Here is a 20,167-nt window from a genome sequence, read left to right as displayed (position 1 = left end):
CGCTGTCACCTTGGTGCCGCTGCGTCGGACTTGATCGGCCAGGTCACTGATCCGTGCCGCGTCGCGGTACCACGTGTCCTGTCCCTTGGGCGCTGCCGACAGCGTCGGGTCACCCCCACCCTCGAGCACGACGACGCCGGGACGGCGATCGGAAGCCAGCACCTTCGTGGTGAGCCGGGCGTCTCGGTCCAGGCCGTGCAGCGCCGCCGCCGTCGTCAGCACCTTGGTCACCGAGGCCGGCTGCATCGGCACGTCGGCACCCTGCGCCCACAACTGTTCCCCGGTGACGGCGTCGGTGATCCTGCCGGTGAAGGCGCCGAGGTTCGGTTCGGCGAGCGTCAGCGCCAGGGTCGCGGCCAGCTTGTCGGGGGTCGGCTTGTCGGCGGAGTCGGACACCGGCTTGATGCCAGGGTCGGCCGTCGCGGGCGCGGGCGCGGGCGGGATCACGCTGGCGTCGCTGGACTGGCCACCCCTCAGCAGTGCGGCGGCCACCACGACAGCGGCGACCAGCAGCACCACGGCCACCCCGATCACGACGTGGGTGGACCGTCGCCACTGAGTGGGACGCATGGTTCTCCTGACTCCTGCCTGCCCAAGCAGGGTATCCGCTGCCCGGAACTGCGAGGTCAGCCGTGGCGGAGCGCGGGCCGTCCACTAGGGTGGCGAAGTCCGCAGAACCGAACACACGGCAAGGAGCCGCGACGGTGGAGTTTGACGTTGTCATCGAGATCCCGAAGGGCTCGCGCAACAAGTACGAGGTAGACCACGACTCCGGTCGGGTCAAGCTGGACCGCTACCTCTACACGTCCTTCGGCTATCCGACCGACTACGGCTTCATCGAGAACACCCTCGGCGAGGACGGCGACCCGCTCGACGCACTGGTGCTGCTGCCCGAGTCGGTGTTCCCCGGCTGCATCGTCGAGGCGCGGCCGGTGGCGATGTTTCAGATGACCGACGAGGCGGGCGGCGACGACAAGGTGCTCTGCGTGCCCGCCGGCGATGGGCGTTGGGACCACGTCAAGGACGTGTCCGACGTCCCCGAGCACGAACTCGAGGCGATCAAGCACTTCTTCGTCCACTACAAGGACCTGGAGCCGGGCAAGTACGTGAAGGCGGCCGACTGGACCGGACGGGCGGACGCCGAGGCCGAGATCAACCGGTCGATCGAACGATTCAAGACGCAGGGCCACTGAATCTGTCAGCTCATCGCGGCTGTCGGCTCTTCGCGCAAGCGCTCATCTGAGGCTGTCGGCTCTTCGCGCAAGCGCTCATCGCGCCTTTAAGTTTTCCTCGCCGTAACACGGCGTAACGCCTGCGCGCTCTGCTGCGCGGATCATGACCGTGTGTTGATGCATCAGGGCATGGGTTTGGACGTGTTCAACGAAATGCCGATGCGCCGCGCCGTGCACGCCCTTTACGAGTGCTGCTACAGCGTGCCCCTGGCCGCCGACCTCGCCCGCGGCCGTCCGTATCAGGATCACGACGCGCTGTTCCGGCAGGCCGACCAATTGCTCTTCGCGCTGGCTGAGCAGTCGATAGATTCGATCCTGCAGGCCTACCCCGACGTGGGCCGTCGGCCGGGCAGCGAGAAGTCGGCGGCCGAGCAGTGCGCGATCCAAGACGAGCGGTCCGAGGTGATGGACCAACTGGCCGCCGCTTCGAAGGGCTACCTGGACCACTTCGGTTTCGGTTTCGTCATGTTCATCAACGGCTGCTGCGCGCAGGACGTGCTGGCGGCGGTCTCCGAACGCATGCACAACGACGTCGAGACCGAGCGCAAGGTGGTGCGCAACGAGTTGGCCCGGATCAACCGCACCCGCCTGGAACGCATGCTCGGGCCCGAGGGCGGCTACGACAACTGGTGACGCCCTAGCTTTGCGGCGTAGGTTCCACCGCATGACCTCCGCGGTGCACGGACACGCAGACGCCCGATTCGACAAGGTCGCCGAAGCGCTGGCCGACGAACTGGCCTGCGGCGCAGAGACAGGTGCCGCGATCGCGGTCGACATCGACGGTGAGTCGGTCCTCGACGTCTGGGGCGGCTACGCCGATGCGGCGAAGACGGTGGCGTGGGGCAAGGACACGATCGTCAACGTCTGGTCGTGCACCAAGACCGTGACGAGTCTCGCCGCGCTGATGCTGGCCGACCGCGGCCTGCTCGACCTCGACGCACCCGTCGCGAAGTACTGGCCTGAGTTCGCCGCCAACGGCAAGCAGGACGTAAGGGTGCGTCACCTGCTGTCGCACACCTCCGGCGTCGCCGGGTGGCAGGACCCGATGACCATCGACGATCTGTTCGACTGGGAGAAGGCCACGTCGAGGCTCGCCGCGCAGGCACCGTGGTGGGCACCGGGCACGGCGTCGGGTTATCAGGCGCTCAACTTCGGGTTCCTGATCGGTGAGCTGGTCCGGCGCACGGCAGGGACGACGCTGAAGGACTTCGTCCGCGACGAGATCGCGCGCCCACTGGAGGCGGACTTCCAGATCGGCGCCCAACCGGAGGATGACGGCCGCATCGCGGAGCTCACCCCTCCGCCGTCGTTCGACATCCCGTTCGACGCGCTGCCCGAAGACAACCCGATGCGCAAGACGCTCACCAACCCGGCCCCCGAAGCAGGCATCGCCCATACCGCTGCATGGCGCAACGCGGATTTGGGCGCGGTGAACGGACACGGCAACGCGCGCTCGCTGGCGCGCATGCTGTCTCCGATATCCCTGGGCGGCAGCGCTAACGGCGTCGAGCTGTTATCAGCGCCGACGCTCCAGCGGATCTTCGATGTCCAATCGCACGGACCGGATCTGGTGCTGCTCGCCCCGCTCAAGATGGGCATCGGCTACGGCCTGTCCACACCCGAGGTCATACCGTTTTTGCCTGCCGACGAAAGGGTTTGCTTCTGGGGCGGGTGGGGCGGGTCGATGGTGCTGATGAACCCGGACCGTCGCACCACCGCCACCTACGTCATGAACAAGATGGGTCAGGGCACGCTCGGCAACGAGCGCACCGCGAGGTACGCCAAGCTGATCTACGAGGCGCTGTCCTGACGGTGGCATGCTGGCAATGTGGCACCCCTGTTCGAGACCGCGGGCCATTTCTGGTGGCTGATCTTCCCCCTCGCCGGCATGGTGGGCGGCGGAGTGCGGGCGATCGCCGCGGCCAACGAGCGGCGTGCCGAACGTCGGCTCGAGCGCTACCGGATCAAACAGCAGACCAAGATCGCCGTCGCGGAGGCGGCCGGTCGAACGCGCGCCGGCCAGGTCAAAAACCGGCGCGAGTGCAAGCGGGTGATCGAGCAGCACGGCCAGACCGATGCGCGGTGGCTGGAGTACGAAGTCGACGTCGCCAAGCTCCTCGACTTCCCGCTGATGACCGATATGCGCAATGAGCTGACGATCGACTTCCACAAGGCACGGCGACGGGCGGACCTGCTGCGACCGGAGAACGCCGAGGACCTCGACGGCGACCGCGAGGCTCAGCTGGAGTACCGCGACGCCGTCGGTGACTATGTGACGGCGTTCGACGTCGCCGAGGCCGAGGCGATCCGGCTGCGTCGCAGCACGTTCTCCGAAGAGGACCAGCAGCGCATCGCACGTGCCCAGAGCCTGCTCAAGCTTGCCGAAGACGACGGCGCCACCCCCCAGGAACGCCATAATGCCTACACGCGGGCGCGAGTCGAACTCGACGGGATACTGGCGCTGCCCGCTGTCACGAGGGCCAGCATCGAACGCAAGCTCGCAGGAGAGCTCGAGGCGTAGCCGGTCAGGCCGCGCCGGAGAGCGGCAGGCGGCGTGCGATCCGGTCCACCGCCGCGTCGGCCAGCTCGCCAATGTCCTGCTCCGGTGACGCCGGGATGAAGGTCACGCCGTCGGCCACATCGGCCATGAAGATGTCGGCGACGAGTCCGGCCAGCCCGTCGATGGTTCCCGCGTAGTGCAGGGTGCCGTCGTCGATGATCGGCATCGCGTCTCGCGCAGACCGGAAGTCGGCGGCGACCGCAACGGTGATGTCGAGGATCACTGCGACGTCGCCGGTGATCCGCCCGCGCGCTCGCCGAGCCTGCTGCAGGTCGGGCGCCGCCAGCCGCACCGCCGTTGCCTCACCCGAGGTGAGCTCGTTCCAATTGTCGCCGGATGCATCGGCCACGAAGAGCCGCAACCCCCGATCACCGCGTACGCTTGCCACGCCGACACGCTAGGCACGCGATCGCCGCACGACAACGGTTGCGCTCAACCAGAATTTGAGACATGGCCGACACCCAGCTACCCGGTGTGTTCGGGGACTTGCAGCCGCTGCTCGAACACTACGGCTATCTGGCCGTCGGCGGATTCGTGCTCCTCGAGGATTTCGGCGTGCCGGTGCCCGGCGAAACCATACTGATCGCCGCGGCGGTCTTCGCGGGCTCGGGCCACATGAACATCGCGCTGGTGATCCTGGTGGCGGTGGTCGGCGCGATCATCGGCGACAACATCGGCTTCGCCGTCGGCCACTTCGGCGGCCGCCCGCTCGTCCATCGATTCGGGCGGTACATCTTCCTGACGCCGGCGCGACTCGACCATGCCGAGGAGTACTTCAACAAGCATGGCGGCAAAATCGTCACCGTCGCCCGGTTCATCGAGGGGCTGCGGCAGCTCAACGGGCTGCTGGCCGGGATCATCGGCATGCACTGGGCGAAATTCCTGGGCTTCAACGCGCTCGGCGCAGTGCTGTGGGTGTGCACATTTGCCGCCGTCGGCTACCTCGCCGGTGAGAATATCGTCGAGATCTATGCCGCGTTCGAGCGTTACAAGTGGTACGTCATCGCTGCGATCGTTGTGATCGCGGCCATTCTGATCACACGCCGCATCAGGCGCAGACGCGCGGCGGCAGGCGCTTAGTACGTTGTATGCGTGGCGATGCCGGACATTCCTGAGCAGTACCTGCTGTCGCCGTACGCGCCGCAGCCGCGGACGCTGATCGACATCCTGTACGACACCGCGGCACGCTATCCCGATGCGCCCGCGATCGACGACGGCTCCGTGCAGCTGACCTACAGCGAGCTGGTCGTCGACATCGAGGACAGTGTCGCGTGGCTGGCGGCGCGCGGAATCGGACGAGGCGACCGCGTCGGCATCCGCATGCCGTCGGGCAGTTACGCCCTCTACGTGGCGATCCTCGCGACGCTCGCCACCGGCGCCGCCTACGTTCCGGTGGACGCCGACGACCCCGACGAGCGGGCCGCGCTGGTGTTCGGGGAGGCCAACGTCGTGGGGGTGATCACCGAAGCGGGCCTGCTCCGCGGCGCCGGTGACTCCCGCGGCTGGCGCGCCGCGTCGCCGTTGGGCCGCGACGACGCCTGGATCATCTTCACCTCCGGGTCGACCGGCATTCCGAAAGGTGTCGCGGTGACGCATCGCAGCGCGGCGGCATTCGTCGACGCCGAGGCGCAGATGTTCTTGCAGGACAACCCGATTGGGCCCGGCGACCGAGTGCTTGCCGGGTTGTCCGTGGCGTTCGACGCGTCCTGCGAGGAGATGTGGCTGGCCTGGCGCAACGGCGCCTGCCTGGTTCCGGCGCCCCGTTCGCTGGTGCGCAGCGGCATGGATCTCGGGCCGTGGCTGGTGTCGAAGGACATCACGGTGGTGTCGACGGTGCCGACGCTGGCGGCCCTGTGGCCGGCCGAGGCGTTGGAGGCGGTGCGGCTGCTGATCTTCGGCGGCGAGGCCTGCCCGCCGGACCTCGCGGAGCGGCTGGCGGCCGGCCCCGACGCCGCGGGACGCGAGGTGTGGAACACCTACGGCCCCACCGAGGCCACCGTCGTCGCGTGCGCGGCCAGACTCGACGGCATCGGGCCGGTCAGCATCGGGCTGCCGCTGCCGGGCTGGGATCTGGCCGTCGTCGACAAGGACGGCGCGCCGGTGGAGGTCGGTGAGACGGGTGAACTGGTGATCGGCGGCGTCGGGCTGGCCCGCTACCTGGACCAGGACAAGGACGCCGAGAAGTACGCGCCGTTGCCCACGCTGGACTGGCACCGTGCATACCGCAGCGGCGACCTCGTGCGACTCGAGCCCGATGGCCTGATCTTCTGCGGTCGCGCCGACGACCAGGTGAAGGTCGGCGGACGGCGCATCGAACTCGGGGAGGTCGACTCGGCCCTGGTGCACCTGCCTGGTGTGAGTGGCGGCGCCGCGGCGGTGCGGCGAACCGCCAGCGGAACTCCCCTTCTTGTCGGCTACATCGCCAGCGCCGACCCGTCCTTCGACCTGCCGGCGGCGCGGACGGCGCTTGCGGGTTCGCTGCCCGCGGCGCTGGTGCCACGGCTGGTGTTGCTCGACGAGCTGCCGACCCGCACGTCGGGCAAGGTGGACCGCGACGCGCTGCCCTGGCCCCCGCCCGGCGAACCCGACGATGAGGCGCCAGACCTGGGCGGCACGATGGGCTGGCTGGCCGGCTTGTGGCGCGACGTGCTGGCCGCGCCGGTCGACGGTCCGGAGGCCGACTTCTTCGCACTCGGCGGCGGCTCGCTGTCGGCGGCGCAGTTGGTCGCCGCGCTGCGGCGGCGCTATCCGCAGGTCACGGTCGCCGATCTCTACGACCGCCCGCGGCTGGGTTCGCTGGCCGGTTTCCTCGACGAGATGGATCCACCGCCGCCGGTCGAGACGCGGGTGGTGCGGCCGGTGCCGCTGCTGTCGCAGGCATTCCAGGTGGTGATGTCGCTGCCGTTGGCCACGCTGACCGGCCTGCAGTGGGTGGTGTGGCTGGCGCTGCTCAACAACGTCGCGGCGGCGCTGAGCCCGGTGACGTGGCTGGTTCCCGTCGACTGGTGGATGGTTCTCGGCGGGTTCCTGCTCTTCGTCGCGCCGGTCGGGAGGATGGGCATCGCGGTGCTGTGCGCCCGGATGCTGATCGGCTTCCTGGAGCCGGGCACATACCGTCGCGGCGGTTCGGTGCACATGCGGGTGTGGCTGGCCGAGCGGCTCGCCGACGCCAGCGGTGCCCAGAACATTGGCGGGGCGCCGTGGATGGTGTACTACGCACGGGCGCTGGGTAACAAGGTCGGCAAGGGCGTCGACCTGCATTCGGCACCTCCGGTGACGGGCATGCTCACCCTGGGCCACCGCAGTTCCATCGAGCCGGAGGTGGATCTGTCCGGGCACTGGATCGACGGCGACCACTTCCATGTCGGCACCATCACGATCGGCAACGACTCCACCATCGGTGCACGCACGACGTTGCTGCCGGGTGCCGCGGTCGGTAAGAACGCCGACGTCGCCGCGGGCTCGGGTGTGGTCGGCCGGGTGAAGAAGGGCCAGTACTGGAAGGGTTCGCCCGCGGTGAAGTCGGGCAAGGCCCGCCATCCGTGGCCGGACGACCGGCCGGCCCGGGCGCCGTTCTGGGTTGCGGTCTACGGGGTGACGTCAATGCTGTTGGGCGCGTTGCCCCTTGCCGCGCTGGGCTGTGGGCTCGCCGTCATCGGCTGGGCGATCCGGGATTCCGCGTCCCTGACCGACGCCATCGCCCCTGCCGCAGTGTGGACGCCGGTGGCTACGCTGGTCAGTGTCGTCGTTTACGCGTTGTTGACCGTGATCGGTGTGCGCGCACTGTCGCTGTGGCTGCGGGAGGGTTATCACCCGGTCCGCAGCCGAGTGGGCTGGCAGATATGGGCGACGGAACGCCTGATGGATGCTGCCCGTAACTATCTGTTCCCGTTGTACGCCAGCCTTCTCACACCGACGTGGCTGCGCATGCTCGGCGCAAAGGTCGGTGGTGGCACCGAGATCTCGACGGCCCTGCTGACGCCCAAGTTCACCGTGATCGAGGACAGCGCGTTTCTGGCCGACGACACCATGGTGGCGTCCTCCGAACTCGGCGGCGGCTGGATTCACGTCGGCAAGGCAACGATCGGAAAGCGGGCCTTCCTGGGCAATTCCGGCATCACACAGCCCGGACGCAAGGTGCCGGACGACGGTCTGGTCGCGGTGCTTTCGGCGGCGCCGCACAAGTCAAAGGCAGGGTCGTCGTGGCTGGGCAGCCCTCCGATCCGGTTGCGGCGCAAGCCCACAGCCGCCGACGCACTGCGCACGTTCGATCCGCCGATACGGCTGAAGGTCATGCGCGGCTTCGTGGAGACGTGCCGGCTGGTGCCGATGATCGTGACGTTTGCGATCGGCGTGAGTGTGCTGTTCGCGCTGCAGGTCCTGATCGTCGAGTTCGGTTACCTGTGGGCGGTGCTCGGCAGCGGCGTGGTGCTGCTGATCGCGGGGGCCGTGGCGGGCGCCACCGCGGTGATCGCGAAATGGGTTGTGGTCGGCCGAATACGGGCCGTCGAACATCCACTGTGGTCGGCCTTCGTCTGGCGTAACGAGGTCTCGGACACCTTCGTCGAGACGGTCGCGGCGCCCTGGTTCGCCCGGGCCGCCACCGGCACACCGGTGATGAACCTGTGGCTGCGCGCCCTCGGGGCCAAGATCGGCCGCGGCGTCTGGTGCGAGTCCTACTGGCTGCCCGAGGCGGACCTGGTCACTCTGGGCAGGGGCGCCACCGTCAACCGAGGCTGCGTCGTGCAGACACACCTGTTCCATGACCGGGTGATGCGGATGGACACCGTCATCTTCGAGGAGGGTTCGACGCTGGGGCCACACTGCGTGGCGCTGCCCGCCGCGCGACTTGGCGCGGGCGCGACCGTCGGGCCGGCCTCGTTGGTGATGCGCGGCGACGAGGTGCCACCGTCGACGCGGTGGCAGGGCAACCCGATCGCACCGTGGAATGCGTTGCGCAAGAAGCGTGAAGAGGCGCCGGACGAGGCGTTCGAGGAAACCGCCGCGTGACCCGATTCAAGAAGGCGGCGAAGAAGATCCCGGTCATCGACCCATACCTGCCCAACAACGGCAACTTCGGCTACCGGGTGTCGCGATACGAGCTCGAGCTCGAATACAAGGTGGCGATCAACAGGCTCTCGGGGTCGGCAACGATCACTGCGGTCACGCTTGCGGAGTTGCGGACCTTCACGCTGGACCTGTCCGGCGCCCTGTCGGTGACGAAGGTGTCGGTGAACGGGCGGCGGCCCGCCGCCTTCAAGTGTTCCGGCGCCAAGCTGCACATCACACTGTCGTCGACACTGCCCGCGGGCGCGGCGATGACGATCGACGTCCGCTACAGCGGCACCCCGCGACCCGTCCGATCCCTCTGGGGCGACGTGGGATTCGAGGAATTGACCGAGGGCGTACTGGTGGCGGGGCAGCCCAACGGGGCCGCGTCGTGGTTTCCCTGCGACGACCATCCGAGCTCGAAGGCCAGCTACCACATCCAGATCAGCACCGAGAACCCGTATCGGGCGGTCGCCAACGGGGAGTTGAAGTCTCGGCGAACACGGGCCGCGATGACGACGTGGACATACGAGTTGGCGGAGCCGACGTCGACGTATCTGATCACGCTACAGATCGGTATGTATGAGGGCTACCGGTTGCAGAAGTCGCCGGTGCTGATGCAGGCCGCGCTGCCCGCCCGGCTCAAGCGCGACTTCGATTACGACTTCGGCAGGCAGCCTCAGATGATGAAGCTGTTCGTCAAGCGGTTCGGGCCCTACCCGCTGTCGACCGGATACACCGTCGTCGTCACCGACGACCACCTCGAGATACCGCTTGAGGCGCAGGGTATTTCGATCTTCGGCGCCAATCATTGCGACGGCACTCGGGGATCGGAGCGATTGATCGCCCATGAGCTGGCGCACCAGTGGTTCGGCAACTCGGTGACCGCCCGTCGGTGGCGCGACATCTGGTTGCACGAGGGTTTCGCCTGCTACGCCGAGTGGCTGTGGTCTGAGGAGTCCGGGGGGAAGACCGCCGAAGAGTGGGCGCGCCACTACTACGCGCGGCTCCGCGATTCGCCGCAGGACCTGTTGCTGTCCGATCCGGGCCCGCGCGACATGTTCGACGACCGGGTGTACAAGCGCGGCGCTTTGACGCTGCATGCGCTGCGCGGTGTCATTGGTGAAGACAACTTCTTTGCGCTGCTACGGGATTGGACCAAGCGCCATCGTCACTCCACCGCGGTGACCGACGACTTCACCGGTCTCGCGGCCAACTACGCGGACGTATCGCTGCGCCCGCTGTGGGAGGCGTGGCTGTACTCCGAGGACGTGCCGGAATTGTGACCGACGCGGCCACTCCCACCGGCCCGATCACTCGCGGCAGCGTCGCACGAGTCGGTGCCGCCACCGTGGCGACAGCGCTGTGCGGATATGCGGTGCTCTACCTGGCGGCGCGAGACCTCGAGCCGGCCGGGTTCTCGATCTTCAGTGTGTTCTGGGGTGCGTTCGGGTTGGTGACCGGCGCGGCCAACGGTCTGCTGCAGGAGGCGACCCGCGAAGTCCGTTCGGTCGGTGACGCGGAGGTGGTGTCGGGCCCGCGCACGCACCCGATGCGAGTGGCGGCGAAGGTCGGTGTGGTCGCGGCGATCGTGATTGCGGCCAGTTCGCCGCTGTGGTCGGGGCACGTCTTCGTCCAATCGCAGTGGCTCAGCGTCGCACTGTTGAGTGTCGGACTGGCCGGGTTCTGTCTGCACGCCACCCTGCTCGGAATGCTGGCCGGTGTCGGCCGGTGGACTCAGTACGGCGCGCTGATGGTGACCGACGCGGGCATGCGGGTGGCGGTCGCGGTGGCCACGTTCTTGATCGGTTGGGGGCTCGTCGGCTACCTGTGGGCGACGGTGGCAGGAGCGATGGCATGGCTGATCTTGCTGATCGCCTCGCCGTCGACGCGCGCGGCCGCGTCGCTGCTGACGTCCGGTAGCACGACGACTTTCTTGCGCGGCGCGGCGCACTCGATCGCGGCGGCCGGCGCGAGCGCGATTCTGGTGATGGGGTTCCCTGTGCTGCTCAAGGCGACGTCGGGTGATCTGGGAGCGACGGGCGGCGTGGTGATCCTTGCCGTGACGCTGACCCGCGCGCCGCTGCTGGTGCCGTTGACGGCGATGCAGGGCAATCTGATCGCGCACTTCGTCGACCAGCGCACAGAGCGGCTGCGGGCTTTGGTGGCCCCGGCGGTATTCGTCGCAGCGTTGGGCGCGGTGGGTGTGGTGCTCGCAGGGGTTTTCGGGCCGTGGCTGCTGAGGGTGGCGTTCGGCGAGGAGTACCGCGCGGGCGGGGCGCTACTCGCCTGGCTGACGACGGCCGCGATTGTCATGGCGCTGTTGACGCTGACGGGCGCCGCGGCGGTGGCTGCTGCGCTGCATCGCGCGTACGCGGCGGGCTGGATCAGCGCGACGCTGGCGTCGATGTTGTTGCTGCTGCTGCCGCTGGGCCTGGAGACCCGCACCGTGATCGCGCTGCTGTGTGGGCCGCTGGTGGGAATCGCCGTGCACCTGGGGGCGCTTGCCAGGGGATCGGCGCGGTGAGCGTGTATTTTGGTGCCCATCGACATGGGCTACCAAGATGTTTGGATCGTCGTACCCGCCTACAACGAGGCGAGCGTCATCGGCGACGTCATCACCGACATCCGATCGGTTTTCGACCATGTCGTCTGCGTCGACGACGGCAGTAAGGACGACACGGTTGACCTCGCGCTGCGCGCAGGAGCCCACGTCGTGTCACATCCGGTGAACCTCGGCCAGGGCGCGGCGATTCAAACCGGCATCGAGTACGCCCGCAGCCAGCCGGGAGCGCAGGTGTTCGCGACGTTCGACGCGGACGGACAGCACCGGCTGAAGGACGTCATCGCCATGATCGACCGGCTGTCGGCCGCTGACGTGGACATGGTGGTCGGCACGCGGTTCGCCGAACCGAGCGCGAGCAAGCCGCCTTTTCTGAAGCGGATCATCCTGCGCGCCGCGGCGTTTTTGAGTCCGAGCAGCCGCCAATTGGGGTTGACCGACGCGCACAACGGTCTTCGGGTCTTCAACAAGACGGTGGCCGACGCACTCAACCTCACGATGAGCGGCATGAGCCATGCGAGCGAGTTCATCGCCCTTGCCGTCGAAAACCGTTGGCGGGTGGCGGAAGAGCCGGTTGAGATCCTCTACACCGATTATTCGAAGTCCAAAGGTCAGCCGTTGCTCAACGGGGTGAACATCGTGTTCGACGGGCTGCTGCGAGGGAGGTTGTCCCGATGAACTGGATTCAGGCGCTGCTGATCCTGTCGATCGTTTCGTTGTTGGTGTATCTGTTGCGGTCGCGGACGAGCGCGCGCACCAAGGCGTGGGTGAAAGTCGGCGGTGTGCTGTTCGTCGTCGCCGCGATCTATGCGATTCTGCGGCCGGACGACACCACCATCGTCGCGAATTGGGTTGGGGTGGACCGCGGTACGGACCTGATCGGCTACGTGTTGATCATCGCGTTCGTGTTCACCACGCTAAGCACGTATATGCGGTTCAAGGACCTGGAGTTGCGGTACGCACGGCTGGCCAGGGCGGTCGCCCTGCAGGGCGCGCGCATACCCGACGACGCTTAGCCCGTTCCCGCCCGTACCGCGAGCGTGCGTGTTTGCACACGACACGCCGCGACATTTCGGCATTCTGTGCACACTCGCGGGGCACGACCGCGCACCTGTTGGTCAACGCGCTGAATTGGTGCAAGCAGGCGCGCTAACCGGCCATACGCTTGATAGGTGACTAGCCGGGAAAGCGCAATGCTGGCGTGACTCAAGACGTCGACTCGGACACGTATTACGCGGTCGGCAAGCGCCTGTTCGAGTTGGCCGGTGACGTGTACGACGCGTTCGCGGTCAACGTCAGAATTCTGAGTGAAACCGGCGCGATGGCCGGCACCGACGACGTGGGCGCCGCGTGGGCGGCGTCGTATGACGGCCGTACTGGCGAGGTGCTGGGTGCGGTCAACGATCTGACAGTGGCCTTGAAGAACTACGGCGGTGTGGTGATCCAAGCCGGATACAACCACGCAGTCGCCGAATACAACGCCACACCGGGAAACCGCGGTGCGCCCCCGCAGCGGCCGCCTGAGCCGGCGAGTGTTGCAGGAGTGCTCACGGCGCCACCGTCGGCGGGCGGCCCAGGCAGGGGCTTGTTGGACGACGCGCTGGGGTTGGTGGAACAGGTGGGTGTGCCGGTGCCCGACGGCGACACCGTCAAGGTCGACAAGGCCGCGCAGGCGTGGGATCGGCTGGCCACGGTGTATCAGAACACCACGGTGGTCGAGGCACTGGAGGTCAATGCCCGGGCGTTCAGCGACACGCAGTCCCCCGAGGTCGAATACATCGTCCGGGATCTGCGGGACCTGCGCGACGCGACGGCGGCGATCCTGACCGGCTGCAGCGAACTGGCGCTGTCGTGCAGGGAGTACAAGGCGGCGCTGGACGACCTCCGCCATCAGCTCGAAGACATCCTGACCGACCTGGCGGTGGAATTGGCGGCCACAGCCGTGATCTCGATATTCGCCGCATACGTCAGCTTCGGCGTCGGCGCGGCCGCGGGCACCGCCAAGGCCGCGCACACGATCAGCAAGTTCGCCGGTGTTATCCGGAATGCCGTCGGCGCGTGGAAGGTATCGAAGCGGATCAGCAAGGGGGTCAAGAAGGCGCACGACATCGCCGGCATCCGCAAACGGCTTGAGCGAATCAAAAGCCTTGGGCGGAAGGGGAAGGAGTCGAAGTCACCGACAGCCCGGGGGGTGGCAGAAGATGCCGAAGCCGCCAGGCTCACGCGGGAGAGTGTCGACGATAAGCTTGAGCGGTACCTCCTTAACCCGAGTCACCCTTCAGTCGGACCGAAAGCGGCGTGGTTCCAGAGTGCGCTCGGTTTCACTCGTGAGAACGCCGAGGACTTGGCGGACCAAATCGTTTTCAAGGAAGGTGAAGCCATTAAGACGGGCGTAACTCAATACGGCACAACGTTCAATCAGACGATTTCGATTGTTGGAGCCAACGGAAAGACTATCGACGTAGTGTTCGGGTGGATAAGGCGAGAAGATGGCGTTGTGCGCCTTGTAACGGCGATTCCGACTCGAGGGTGAGGAGTTAGACGATGAAGCCTAACGAGTATGACGTCGTCCGTCTCTTGATGCCGATGCCAGAACATCACCTGCTGGCTGGCGCCACAGGAACAGTGGTCTTTGACCACACAAAATTTGGCGATAGTGTTCGTCCTCCGGCTTACGAGGTGGAGTTCACAGATCGTGCTGGAAAAACTGTTGCCGTGGTCACGGTGCCCGAAGAGGCCCTAGAAGTTACCTGGCGGGCGCACACGCGCTAAATCAATCCGCGTTGGGCGAGTCGTAATGGTAGCGGTAATAGACTCCAAAGAGCTTCGGGTGGATAGCATGTTTGCGTTTCTCTCGCGGGCTGGCCGCGAGCTCCTCTACGAAATACTCTCCCGAAAGGCGCGACATTCTCAAGCACCATACGACGGTCTCCGTCCGTCTACCGCATGGACGACGAGGCAAGTCTTTCAACACTATCTGAAAACCCATGATCTTCGCCAAGAGTATTGAAAGCGAACGGATTTAGGCAAGAGTTGGATCATCTACTCTGAAAGATCAATAGACTGCAGATTGAAACGTGGCCCGATTAGAGCTAGTCGATTGCGTCAGCCGTCGAGGATCATGAGTTCAACTCCTCGCGGAAGAACTCGACGGTCTTGGCGATGCCATCGTCGAGCGCGACTTTGGGCGTCCAGCCGAGAACCGTTTCCGCGCGGCTGATATCGAGACACGAGCGTCGTAGATCGCCAAGCCTGGGTGGACGGAACTCCGGCTCGTCAGGTTTACCGGCGGCGCCTGCGATTGCTGAATGTAGTTGCCTGGTCGAAGTTTCCACACCTGTGCCGATGTTGAATCGCTGACCGCCACCCTCCTCGCCGGACGCCCTCACAAAGGCGTCGACGACGTCGTCGACGAAGACGTAGTCACGCGTATCACTTCCGTCGCCGAAAATCTTCGTCGGCCTTCCCGCGAGGAGCGCACGCGAGAAGATGGCGACGACACCAGCTTCGCCGTGTGGATCCTGGCGCGGCCCATAGACATTCGCGGGCGCGATGTGTGAGCACTCCAGAGCGTACAGGTTGCGGAAGGTGTTGAGATACACCTCGCCGGCCACCTTGCTGGCGGCGTACGGCGAAGCAGGATTGATCGGGGCGTCCTCGTTGGTCGGGTAACTCGGCGGAGTGCCGTAGACAGATCCGCCGGACGAGGTGTGCACGATCTTGCGGACATCTGCGCGGCGGGCGGCCTCGGCGAGCCGGACGGTTCCCACGACATTTACCGCGGCGTCGAAGGACGGCTCCGCGACCGAGTGGCTTACGGAGATCTGAGCGGCGAGGTGGAAGATCACCTCCGGCCGAACGTCGGCGATAAGACCGATGAGGTCGGCTTCGACGATGTCGGCCTTGACGAATTCGAAGTCCGAGGAGCGATCCGCCTCGCCGAGATTGACGCTGTTGCCCGAGCTGAGGTCGTCGAGGCCGATGACGGCGTGTCCGTCCGCGAGAAGGCGATCAACCAGCGTGGATCCGATGAAACCGGCTGCTCCCGTCACCAGTGTGCGCATCGGCTCACCATACCGACGGCCGCTAAGTGCTTTAGAGGTCCCAGGTCTTGGGGATATCGATCTGGAGCTCGTTGACCTTCGCGGTGTTCTCTTCTTCTTGAGCCCGCATGGTGTTGATGGCCTGCGTGGAGGCGGCGCTGTGCTCGGTTCCGCGGGTGGAAAGGGCCTCCGACGATGCAGTGGCCTTTTCTAGGGCCGCGGCGGCCACGGCGTTGAGCGCCACGTCGATCGGACTGGTCGTCGGTCCCGGCGGCGGTACGGGTCCGGGCACGGAGACTTCGGCCATCGTCGCGGCGATCTTGTTGACGTGACCCAGTGCCTCGTCTGGGTTGAGCTTTATGTTCTTACTGGCCACAGCTGTTCCTCCTTGGTGACCTGCTCAGTGGCATAGACGATATCGGCATAGTCGGGGTCGCCGCCACGCCACAGCGATAGCGCCTCCACGGCACGGTCGAGGTTGTGGTGCGCGCGGTAGAGCACGGTTGTGTTCGGATCGCCCGAGGGTTCGACCTCGATGAACCCGGGACGCATGAACAGCGACTTGCCGTAGAGACGCGCTTCGGCCAGGGCCGACCACTGGTCGTCGGAGATCGGCGAGCCGATCGCGAGACCGCCGAGGATTTCGCGGATGACGGGCGCTACCTCTATGTGCAGCGGTTCGGCACCGGCGAGGGCGGTCGCGACGGTGCCTGCGGTGGCCTCCCATGCCGCCGACTGGCGTTCTGACGCAGGGAGAGTCGCGTCATTGAGTTGTTCGTAGCTCTGCGGGGACATCACGGCGAGGCGGTGCAGGCGCGTGCCGTCGAGTTCTGGGGCAGGCGTCGCCGGGTCGATCGGCGAGCGGGTGGAATCGCAGTCCTGGTAGTGAGGCACGCCGGCACGCCGGGCCGGAAGCACGGATGAGCCACCGGGGTCGGTGGTAGCGGCGACTGCGTACAGCTCGACGTTGGGATCCAGGACGGCGCGTTCGGCGGCATAGGCGACCATGGTGGTGGTCGGGTTCACCCAGCCGAAGTACTTGGCTTGGAAGCCCGCGCTGAGTTCGGGATCAGCGAAAAGCACTCGGACGGAACGCGGTATGTAGACGCCGGGAGGTATGTAGCTGGCGCCGTCGTTACTGACGATGACGGTCTCGATGCCGGTAGCGACTTTGAAAGTGCCGACACACCAATGCAAGCCGGGATACATGTGCGAGGCGTGGAGCAACTCGTAGGCGAGGGTGATGGCATCGTCGAGGTGTTGGTCCTGGGTTTCGGAGCTGACCATCGCGGCGCCCGTGCCGGTGGCGGCGATGCCGGATGCGGCGAGAACGCTCGGGGGCACGCCCGTTGAGGAGATGGCTGCAGATGTCGCGCCTGCTGGGAGAGATGCGCCGCCCGCAGTGCCGCTAGCGGAGACGGTGGGCGTCGATGCCGGGGTGCCTCTGGGGATATCGGAGCCGTACGCGGCGAGGTTGCCGGGCGGCGGTGCCCCGGCCACCATCGGCGCCGGGGTGCCTTGGGAGGCAGCGGGAGCCGGCGGGGCCGCGTGGCCGGCGACGGGAGGACCGGCAGCGGCCGGAGGCAGAGCGGAACCGTGTGCGGAAGCCGGTGTGACTTCGGCTGCCGCCGGCGGCGGAGTCGGGGCTTGGGGAACGGCTGGCGGCAGCGGATTGGCGCCGCTGGAGGCTAGACCTTTGGCGAAACCCTGCGACAACTCTTGGACGGGGTTGGCGGGCGTCGGGAGACCAGCTGGCGAGGTGGGCGCAGAAGGCATGCTCGGCGTGCTGGGCATGGACGGAGTGCTAGGCATCGAGGGCATCGACGGCGGCTTCAATCCGCCGCCTCCGGACATGGGTGAAGGAGTGCCCATCGGCGGGATGATCGGCGTACTGCCCGCCTGAGGCTGTTGGACGGCGGGTGAAGTGAGAGGGTTGTCCTCCGGTGCCGAGATGGGATCAGTTCCTGGCATTGGCGGACGCAACTTTGCATCCTCCACAGGTTGATGATTCTGCTTCGCTTGTTCCGGCTGCAGCGGCTTATCTTCTGGCTTGGCGGGTGACTGTTGCAGCGGTGAGTCTTCGGGCGGCGCCTCGGGCGCTGGTGTCAACGGCTTGTCTTGCGCACCACTCGGACCCCAGTGCATGGGTTTATCTTCGGTACCAAAACCCACGGCTTGCACTGGGTTGCGTGCTCCCGGCGATGTATTGCCCCTGACAGACTTCGACGGCACTTCACTATTGGCAATCCGGACCGCTTCAGCAGCAATTTTCCGCACGACATCTATGCACAAAGTCTCTGCGTCAGCGCGGGCGCGCGAGACTATGGCCCATATCTGACTTACTAGCGCAGATGGCCCAAACCACCCTCCACCTTTCCAGGAATCGATTGCTTTCTGAATTTCATCATGGGCGTTGGCGTCAATCGACTCGAGGCGCCTCCTAGCGTAATCAAGCAAATCTGCACATGCTCGCATCGCTTCGGCGAAAGTCCAGTACAGGTCGCTTTGCCTCTTGATCGCTTGCGCGTCGTCGGCGTAAATGAGTTGCATAGCTTCTACGGCTTCACCCGTGTTCGACGCCAGAATGTTCGCTGCGGATGTCTGAACTTCGCTCGCGCAGGTAGACGACTGCTGACCAAACTGCTGAGCCGCTTGGGCCATCGTGGACCATCCGCCCGACGGCGTTGCCGGCCAAAGTCCACCAACTATGGCAGGCGTGAACGGCCGGTCCGGTGGCGGAACGGTACTGGCACCAAGATCAGCCATCTAATGCTCCGCCCAAATGATTTCGTCGGATGCGCGCCCGAATCATCCCCACCAGTCCACACCTACGTCGCGGCAACGACCCCTCGGTCCACGTAGATCAACGATGCTTAAGTCCCAGGCCTGACTATCCGCTGACTCTGGATCTCGATCTGCCGAGATGTTGCCAACGAATAGCAACATGTCATCGACGTACCGTTGGACTGTTCGGGTGAGATACCGGGGCGGGCTCGAATGGTCGTTCAGCACCTTTTGGGTCCGATCGGCCCAGTTTCGGGTGTCGAACACAAATTTGGCGATCACCGCTCGCTGCTCGGGCGAGCCCTGCGGCCCTGCATCCGAAAACGTATTCTTCATTGTGCGGCTTTCCTTCATCAGCGGGCCAACGTCTTCACACAAGGCTTTGTCCGCGTCGTCGACGAATAACCGCTCGGGCTCTGCTTGATTGGTCTGCTGCGGGGGACGGGGTTCGGGTCCCCGAGTTATCCCGATAGCTGACAGCACTAAAGCGGCAATTCCCAGCAGCACACCGAGAATGACGCCGCTCGCTAGCAGACCGGTTCTAGCACGCGACGGAGCGCTACTTGGGCCGAAGTTCCCAGGTGGCCGCGGAATATTGCCAGGTCCGGTCGCTGGCGGCGGCCCACTTCCAGGCGGCGGGGCGCCGAAGCTAGGCGGATACGGCGAGCTTCCGGTCATTCTTCCAGCGTAAAGGCTTCCCGAATCATGCCGCAGCGGCTGTTGTGAAGGCGTTATCTGTCAGCGCTAATTGCCCTAACAAGCAGACCCGTACAGTCGAAGGGTCCCGCCGACCAGCAGAAAGGACGTATGGCAGTCCGGCTGACCCGCACCAACTGGGTTGCTTTGACCGCCGGCGCCCTGATCGCGGTTCAACTCGTCATCCGGGCGGTTCTGGCATTCAAGGGCTACTTCTACTGGGACGACCTCATCCTCCTCGGCCGCGCCGGCACGCAGAACATCGTCTCGCCGACCTATCTTTTCGACGACCACGATGGCCACGTCATGCCCGCAGCCTTCCTCGTCGCCGGCATCATCACCCACGTCGCTCCGCTCAACTGGATCGGGCCGGCCGTCAGCCTCGTCGTGCTGCAACTGCTCGCTTCCCTGGCGCTTCTGCGCGCCCTCCACGTCATCATCGGCTGGCGACCCGTCCTGCTCATCCCGTTGACCTTCGCCCTCTTCACGCCGCTCGGCATCCCTGGCTTCGCCTGGTGGGCAGCAGCATTGAACTCTCTGCCCATGCTCGCCGCCATGGCATGGGTAACCGCCGACGCCATCCTTCTGGTGCGCACCGGCAATCAGCGCTACGCCGTCTCCGCGCTACTCGTCTTCTTCGGCGGCTTGCTCTTCTTCGAAAAGTCCGCCGTCATTCCTTTCGTCGCCTTCACCATCGCCGCACTCCTCACCCACGTCACCGGAGATTTACCGGCAATACGAACGGTGTGGCGCAACGGCATCAAACTCTGGGTCGGATCCCTCGCGCTGACCGCCGCCTGGATCGTGCTCTACCTCGTCGTCGTCGACCACCACAGGTGGAGCCGCGACCTGCCCATGACGCGAGATCTGCTGCGCCGCTCCATCACTCACGGTATCGTGCCCGGCCTCGCCGGGGGGCCGTGGGACTGGCAACGCTGGGCACCCGCATCACCGTGGGCGACGCCGCCCGTCACCGTTATGGTTCTCGGCTGGGTCGCGCTTGCCGCCGCAGTCGTCATCAGCTACTTGCGGAAAGAGCGCATCGGTCCGCTGTGGCTCGCCGCCGTCGGCTACGCGATCGCCTGCCAAATCCCGATCTACCTCCTGCGGTCCTCGAAGTTCACGGCGCTCGAACTCGCCCAAACCCTTCGCTACTTCCCCGATCTCGTCGTCGTCCTCGCCCTCCTCGCCGCCGTCGGATTCTGCGCACCCAACCGCAGACGTACCCGATGGCTCGACA

18 protein-coding genes and 1 pseudogene are annotated in these 20,167 nt (G+C 66.0%); 14 read left to right on the top strand and 5 right to left on the bottom strand.

Annotation, left to right across the window (positions count from 1 at the left end):
- Positions 1–570: D-alanyl-D-alanine carboxypeptidase (locus QOC76_RS12870; protein WP_526357219.1), on the bottom strand; the 570-nt coding region annotated here is incomplete at its 3' end.
- A 134-nt stretch (positions 571–704) separates the two neighbouring features.
- Between QOC76_RS12870 and QOC76_RS12865 the strand changes: the two genes are divergently transcribed.
- The 4 genes from QOC76_RS12865 (at position 705) to QOC76_RS12850 (ending at position 3,753) form a co-directional block, all read left to right on the top strand.
- Entirely contained in the window at positions 705–1,193 is a 489-nt protein-coding gene (locus QOC76_RS12865) for an inorganic diphosphatase (protein ID WP_526357218.1), read from the top strand.
- A gap of 150 nt (positions 1,194–1,343) precedes the next feature.
- Positions 1,344–1,865, top strand: coding sequence for a 2-oxo-4-hydroxy-4-carboxy-5-ureidoimidazoline decarboxylase (locus tag QOC76_RS12860; protein ID WP_526357217.1), 522 nt, complete (start codon positions 1,344–1,346; stop codon positions 1,863–1,865).
- Between the two features lie 31 nt (positions 1,866–1,896).
- The gene (locus QOC76_RS12855) at positions 1,897–3,042 is read left to right on the top strand and encodes a serine hydrolase domain-containing protein (RefSeq protein ID WP_526357216.1); all 1,146 of its coding nucleotides are present in this window, start codon (positions 1,897–1,899) and stop codon (positions 3,040–3,042) included.
- Positions 3,043–3,060: 18 nt separating this feature from the next.
- Entirely contained in the window at positions 3,061–3,753 is a 693-nt protein-coding gene (locus tag QOC76_RS12850) for a hypothetical protein (RefSeq protein WP_526357215.1), read from the top strand.
- A gap of 4 nt (positions 3,754–3,757) precedes the next feature.
- Here QOC76_RS12850 and QOC76_RS12845 read toward each other — a convergent pair whose 3' ends face one another.
- Positions 3,758–4,180, bottom strand: coding sequence for a hypothetical protein (locus QOC76_RS12845; RefSeq protein ID WP_526357214.1), 423 nt, complete (start codon positions 4,178–4,180; stop codon positions 3,758–3,760).
- Positions 4,181–4,242: 62 nt separating this feature from the next.
- Here QOC76_RS12845 and QOC76_RS12840 point away from each other — a divergent pair, with 62 nt between their 5' ends.
- From QOC76_RS12840 to QOC76_RS12805, 8 genes are all read left to right on the top strand, one after another.
- Complete coding sequence (locus tag QOC76_RS12840) at positions 4,243–4,872, top strand: VTT domain-containing protein (RefSeq protein WP_526357213.1); 630 nt, start codon at positions 4,243–4,245, stop codon at positions 4,870–4,872.
- 18 nt (positions 4,873–4,890) lie between these two features.
- On the top strand, positions 4,891–8,802 hold the full coding sequence (locus QOC76_RS12835) for a Pls/PosA family non-ribosomal peptide synthetase (protein WP_526357221.1): 3,912 nt from the start codon (positions 4,891–4,893) through the stop codon (positions 8,800–8,802).
- Positions 8,799–10,127: a M1 family metallopeptidase gene (locus QOC76_RS12830; RefSeq protein ID WP_526357212.1), complete on the top strand. Its 1,329-nt coding sequence runs from the start codon at positions 8,799–8,801 to the stop codon at positions 10,125–10,127. Before QOC76_RS12835 ends, QOC76_RS12830 begins: the two co-directional genes overlap by 4 nt.
- The gene (locus QOC76_RS12825) at positions 10,124–11,368 is read left to right on the top strand and encodes a polysaccharide biosynthesis protein (RefSeq protein WP_526357211.1); all 1,245 of its coding nucleotides are present in this window, start codon (positions 10,124–10,126) and stop codon (positions 11,366–11,368) included. The genes QOC76_RS12830 and QOC76_RS12825 overlap by 4 nt, the downstream gene beginning before the upstream one ends.
- A 24-nt stretch (positions 11,369–11,392) precedes the next feature.
- On the top strand, positions 11,393–12,082 hold the full coding sequence (gene ppgS / locus QOC76_RS12820) for a polyprenyl-phospho-N-acetylgalactosaminyl synthase PpgS (protein ID WP_526357220.1): 690 nt from the start codon (positions 11,393–11,395) through the stop codon (positions 12,080–12,082).
- Complete coding sequence (locus QOC76_RS12815; protein WP_526357210.1) at positions 12,079–12,420, top strand: DUF2304 domain-containing protein; 342 nt, start codon at positions 12,079–12,081, stop codon at positions 12,418–12,420. The genes ppgS and QOC76_RS12815 overlap by 4 nt, the downstream gene beginning before the upstream one ends.
- Positions 12,421–12,725: 305 nt before the next feature.
- Positions 12,726–13,937 carry a DUF6883 domain-containing protein gene (locus QOC76_RS12810; RefSeq protein WP_526357209.1) on the top strand — a complete coding sequence of 404 codons (1,212 nt, stop codon included), beginning with the start codon at positions 12,726–12,728 and terminating at the stop codon, positions 13,935–13,937.
- 11 nt (positions 13,938–13,948) lie between these two features.
- Positions 13,949–14,176 carry a DUF4926 domain-containing protein gene (locus tag QOC76_RS12805; RefSeq protein WP_526357208.1) on the top strand — a complete coding sequence of 76 codons (228 nt, stop codon included), beginning with the start codon at positions 13,949–13,951 and terminating at the stop codon, positions 14,174–14,176.
- A gap of 347 nt (positions 14,177–14,523) precedes the next feature.
- Here QOC76_RS12805 and QOC76_RS12800 read toward each other — a convergent pair whose 3' ends face one another.
- Genes QOC76_RS12800 through QOC76_RS12790 form a run of 3 tightly spaced genes read right to left on the bottom strand, consistent with a single transcriptional unit; the run spans position 14,524 to position 16,950 of the window.
- Positions 14,524–15,468, bottom strand: a complete 945-nt coding sequence (locus tag QOC76_RS12800; RefSeq protein WP_526357207.1) for an NAD-dependent epimerase/dehydratase family protein — start codon at positions 15,466–15,468, stop codon at positions 14,524–14,526.
- Positions 15,469–15,499: 31 nt separating this feature from the next.
- Complete coding sequence (locus tag QOC76_RS12795; RefSeq protein WP_526357206.1) at positions 15,500–15,823, bottom strand: hypothetical protein; 324 nt, start codon at positions 15,821–15,823, stop codon at positions 15,500–15,502.
- Entirely contained in the window at positions 15,805–16,950 is a 1,146-nt protein-coding gene (locus tag QOC76_RS12790) for an EspK C-terminal domain-containing protein (RefSeq protein ID WP_526357205.1), read from the bottom strand. The genes QOC76_RS12795 and QOC76_RS12790 overlap by 19 nt, the downstream gene beginning before the upstream one ends.
- Positions 16,951–17,206: 256 nt before the next feature.
- On the opposite strand from QOC76_RS12790, the gene QOC76_RS12785 reads away from it, so the two are divergent.
- Entirely contained in the window at positions 17,207–17,350 is a 144-nt protein-coding gene (locus tag QOC76_RS12785) for a hypothetical protein (protein WP_526357204.1), read from the top strand.
- Positions 17,351–19,038: 1,688 nt separating this feature from the next.
- Positions 19,039–20,167, top strand: a pseudogene (locus QOC76_RS12780) (hypothetical protein); the annotation flags it as partial.

The sequence above is a fragment of the Mycobacterium sp. genome (assembly GCF_032159565.1).
GTDB lineage: Bacteria > Actinomycetota > Actinomycetes > Mycobacteriales > Mycobacteriaceae > Mycobacterium.
The sequence above is the reverse complement of the archived record's forward strand: the minus strand, read 5'-3'. Positions and strand labels throughout refer to the sequence as shown.

Excerpts from the sequence above, each read along its gene's own strand:
- QOC76_RS12855 (WP_526357216.1), top strand. The coding sequence starts at position 1,897 with ATGACCTCCGCGGTGCACGGACACGCAGACGCCCGATTCGACAAGGTC.
- QOC76_RS12840 (WP_526357213.1), top strand. The coding sequence starts at position 4,243 with ATGGCCGACACCCAGCTACCCGGTGTGTTCGGGGACTTGCAGCCGCTG.
- QOC76_RS12835 (WP_526357221.1), top strand. The coding sequence starts at position 4,891 with ATGCCGGACATTCCTGAGCAGTACCTGCTGTCGCCGTACGCGCCGCAG.
- ppgS (WP_526357220.1), top strand. The coding sequence starts at position 11,393 with ATGGGCTACCAAGATGTTTGGATCGTCGTACCCGCCTACAACGAGGCG.
- QOC76_RS12815 (WP_526357210.1), top strand. The coding sequence starts at position 12,079 with ATGAACTGGATTCAGGCGCTGCTGATCCTGTCGATCGTTTCGTTGTTG.
- QOC76_RS12810 (WP_526357209.1), top strand. The coding sequence starts at position 12,726 with ATGGCCGGCACCGACGACGTGGGCGCCGCGTGGGCGGCGTCGTATGAC.
- QOC76_RS12805 (WP_526357208.1), top strand. The coding sequence starts at position 13,949 with ATGAAGCCTAACGAGTATGACGTCGTCCGTCTCTTGATGCCGATGCCA.
- QOC76_RS12800 (WP_526357207.1), bottom strand. The coding sequence starts at position 15,468 with ATGCGCACACTGGTGACGGGAGCAGCCGGTTTCATCGGATCCACGCTG.
- QOC76_RS12790 (WP_526357205.1), bottom strand. The coding sequence starts at position 16,950 with ATGGTGGCCGGGGCACCGCCGCCCGGCAACCTCGCCGCGTACGGCTCC.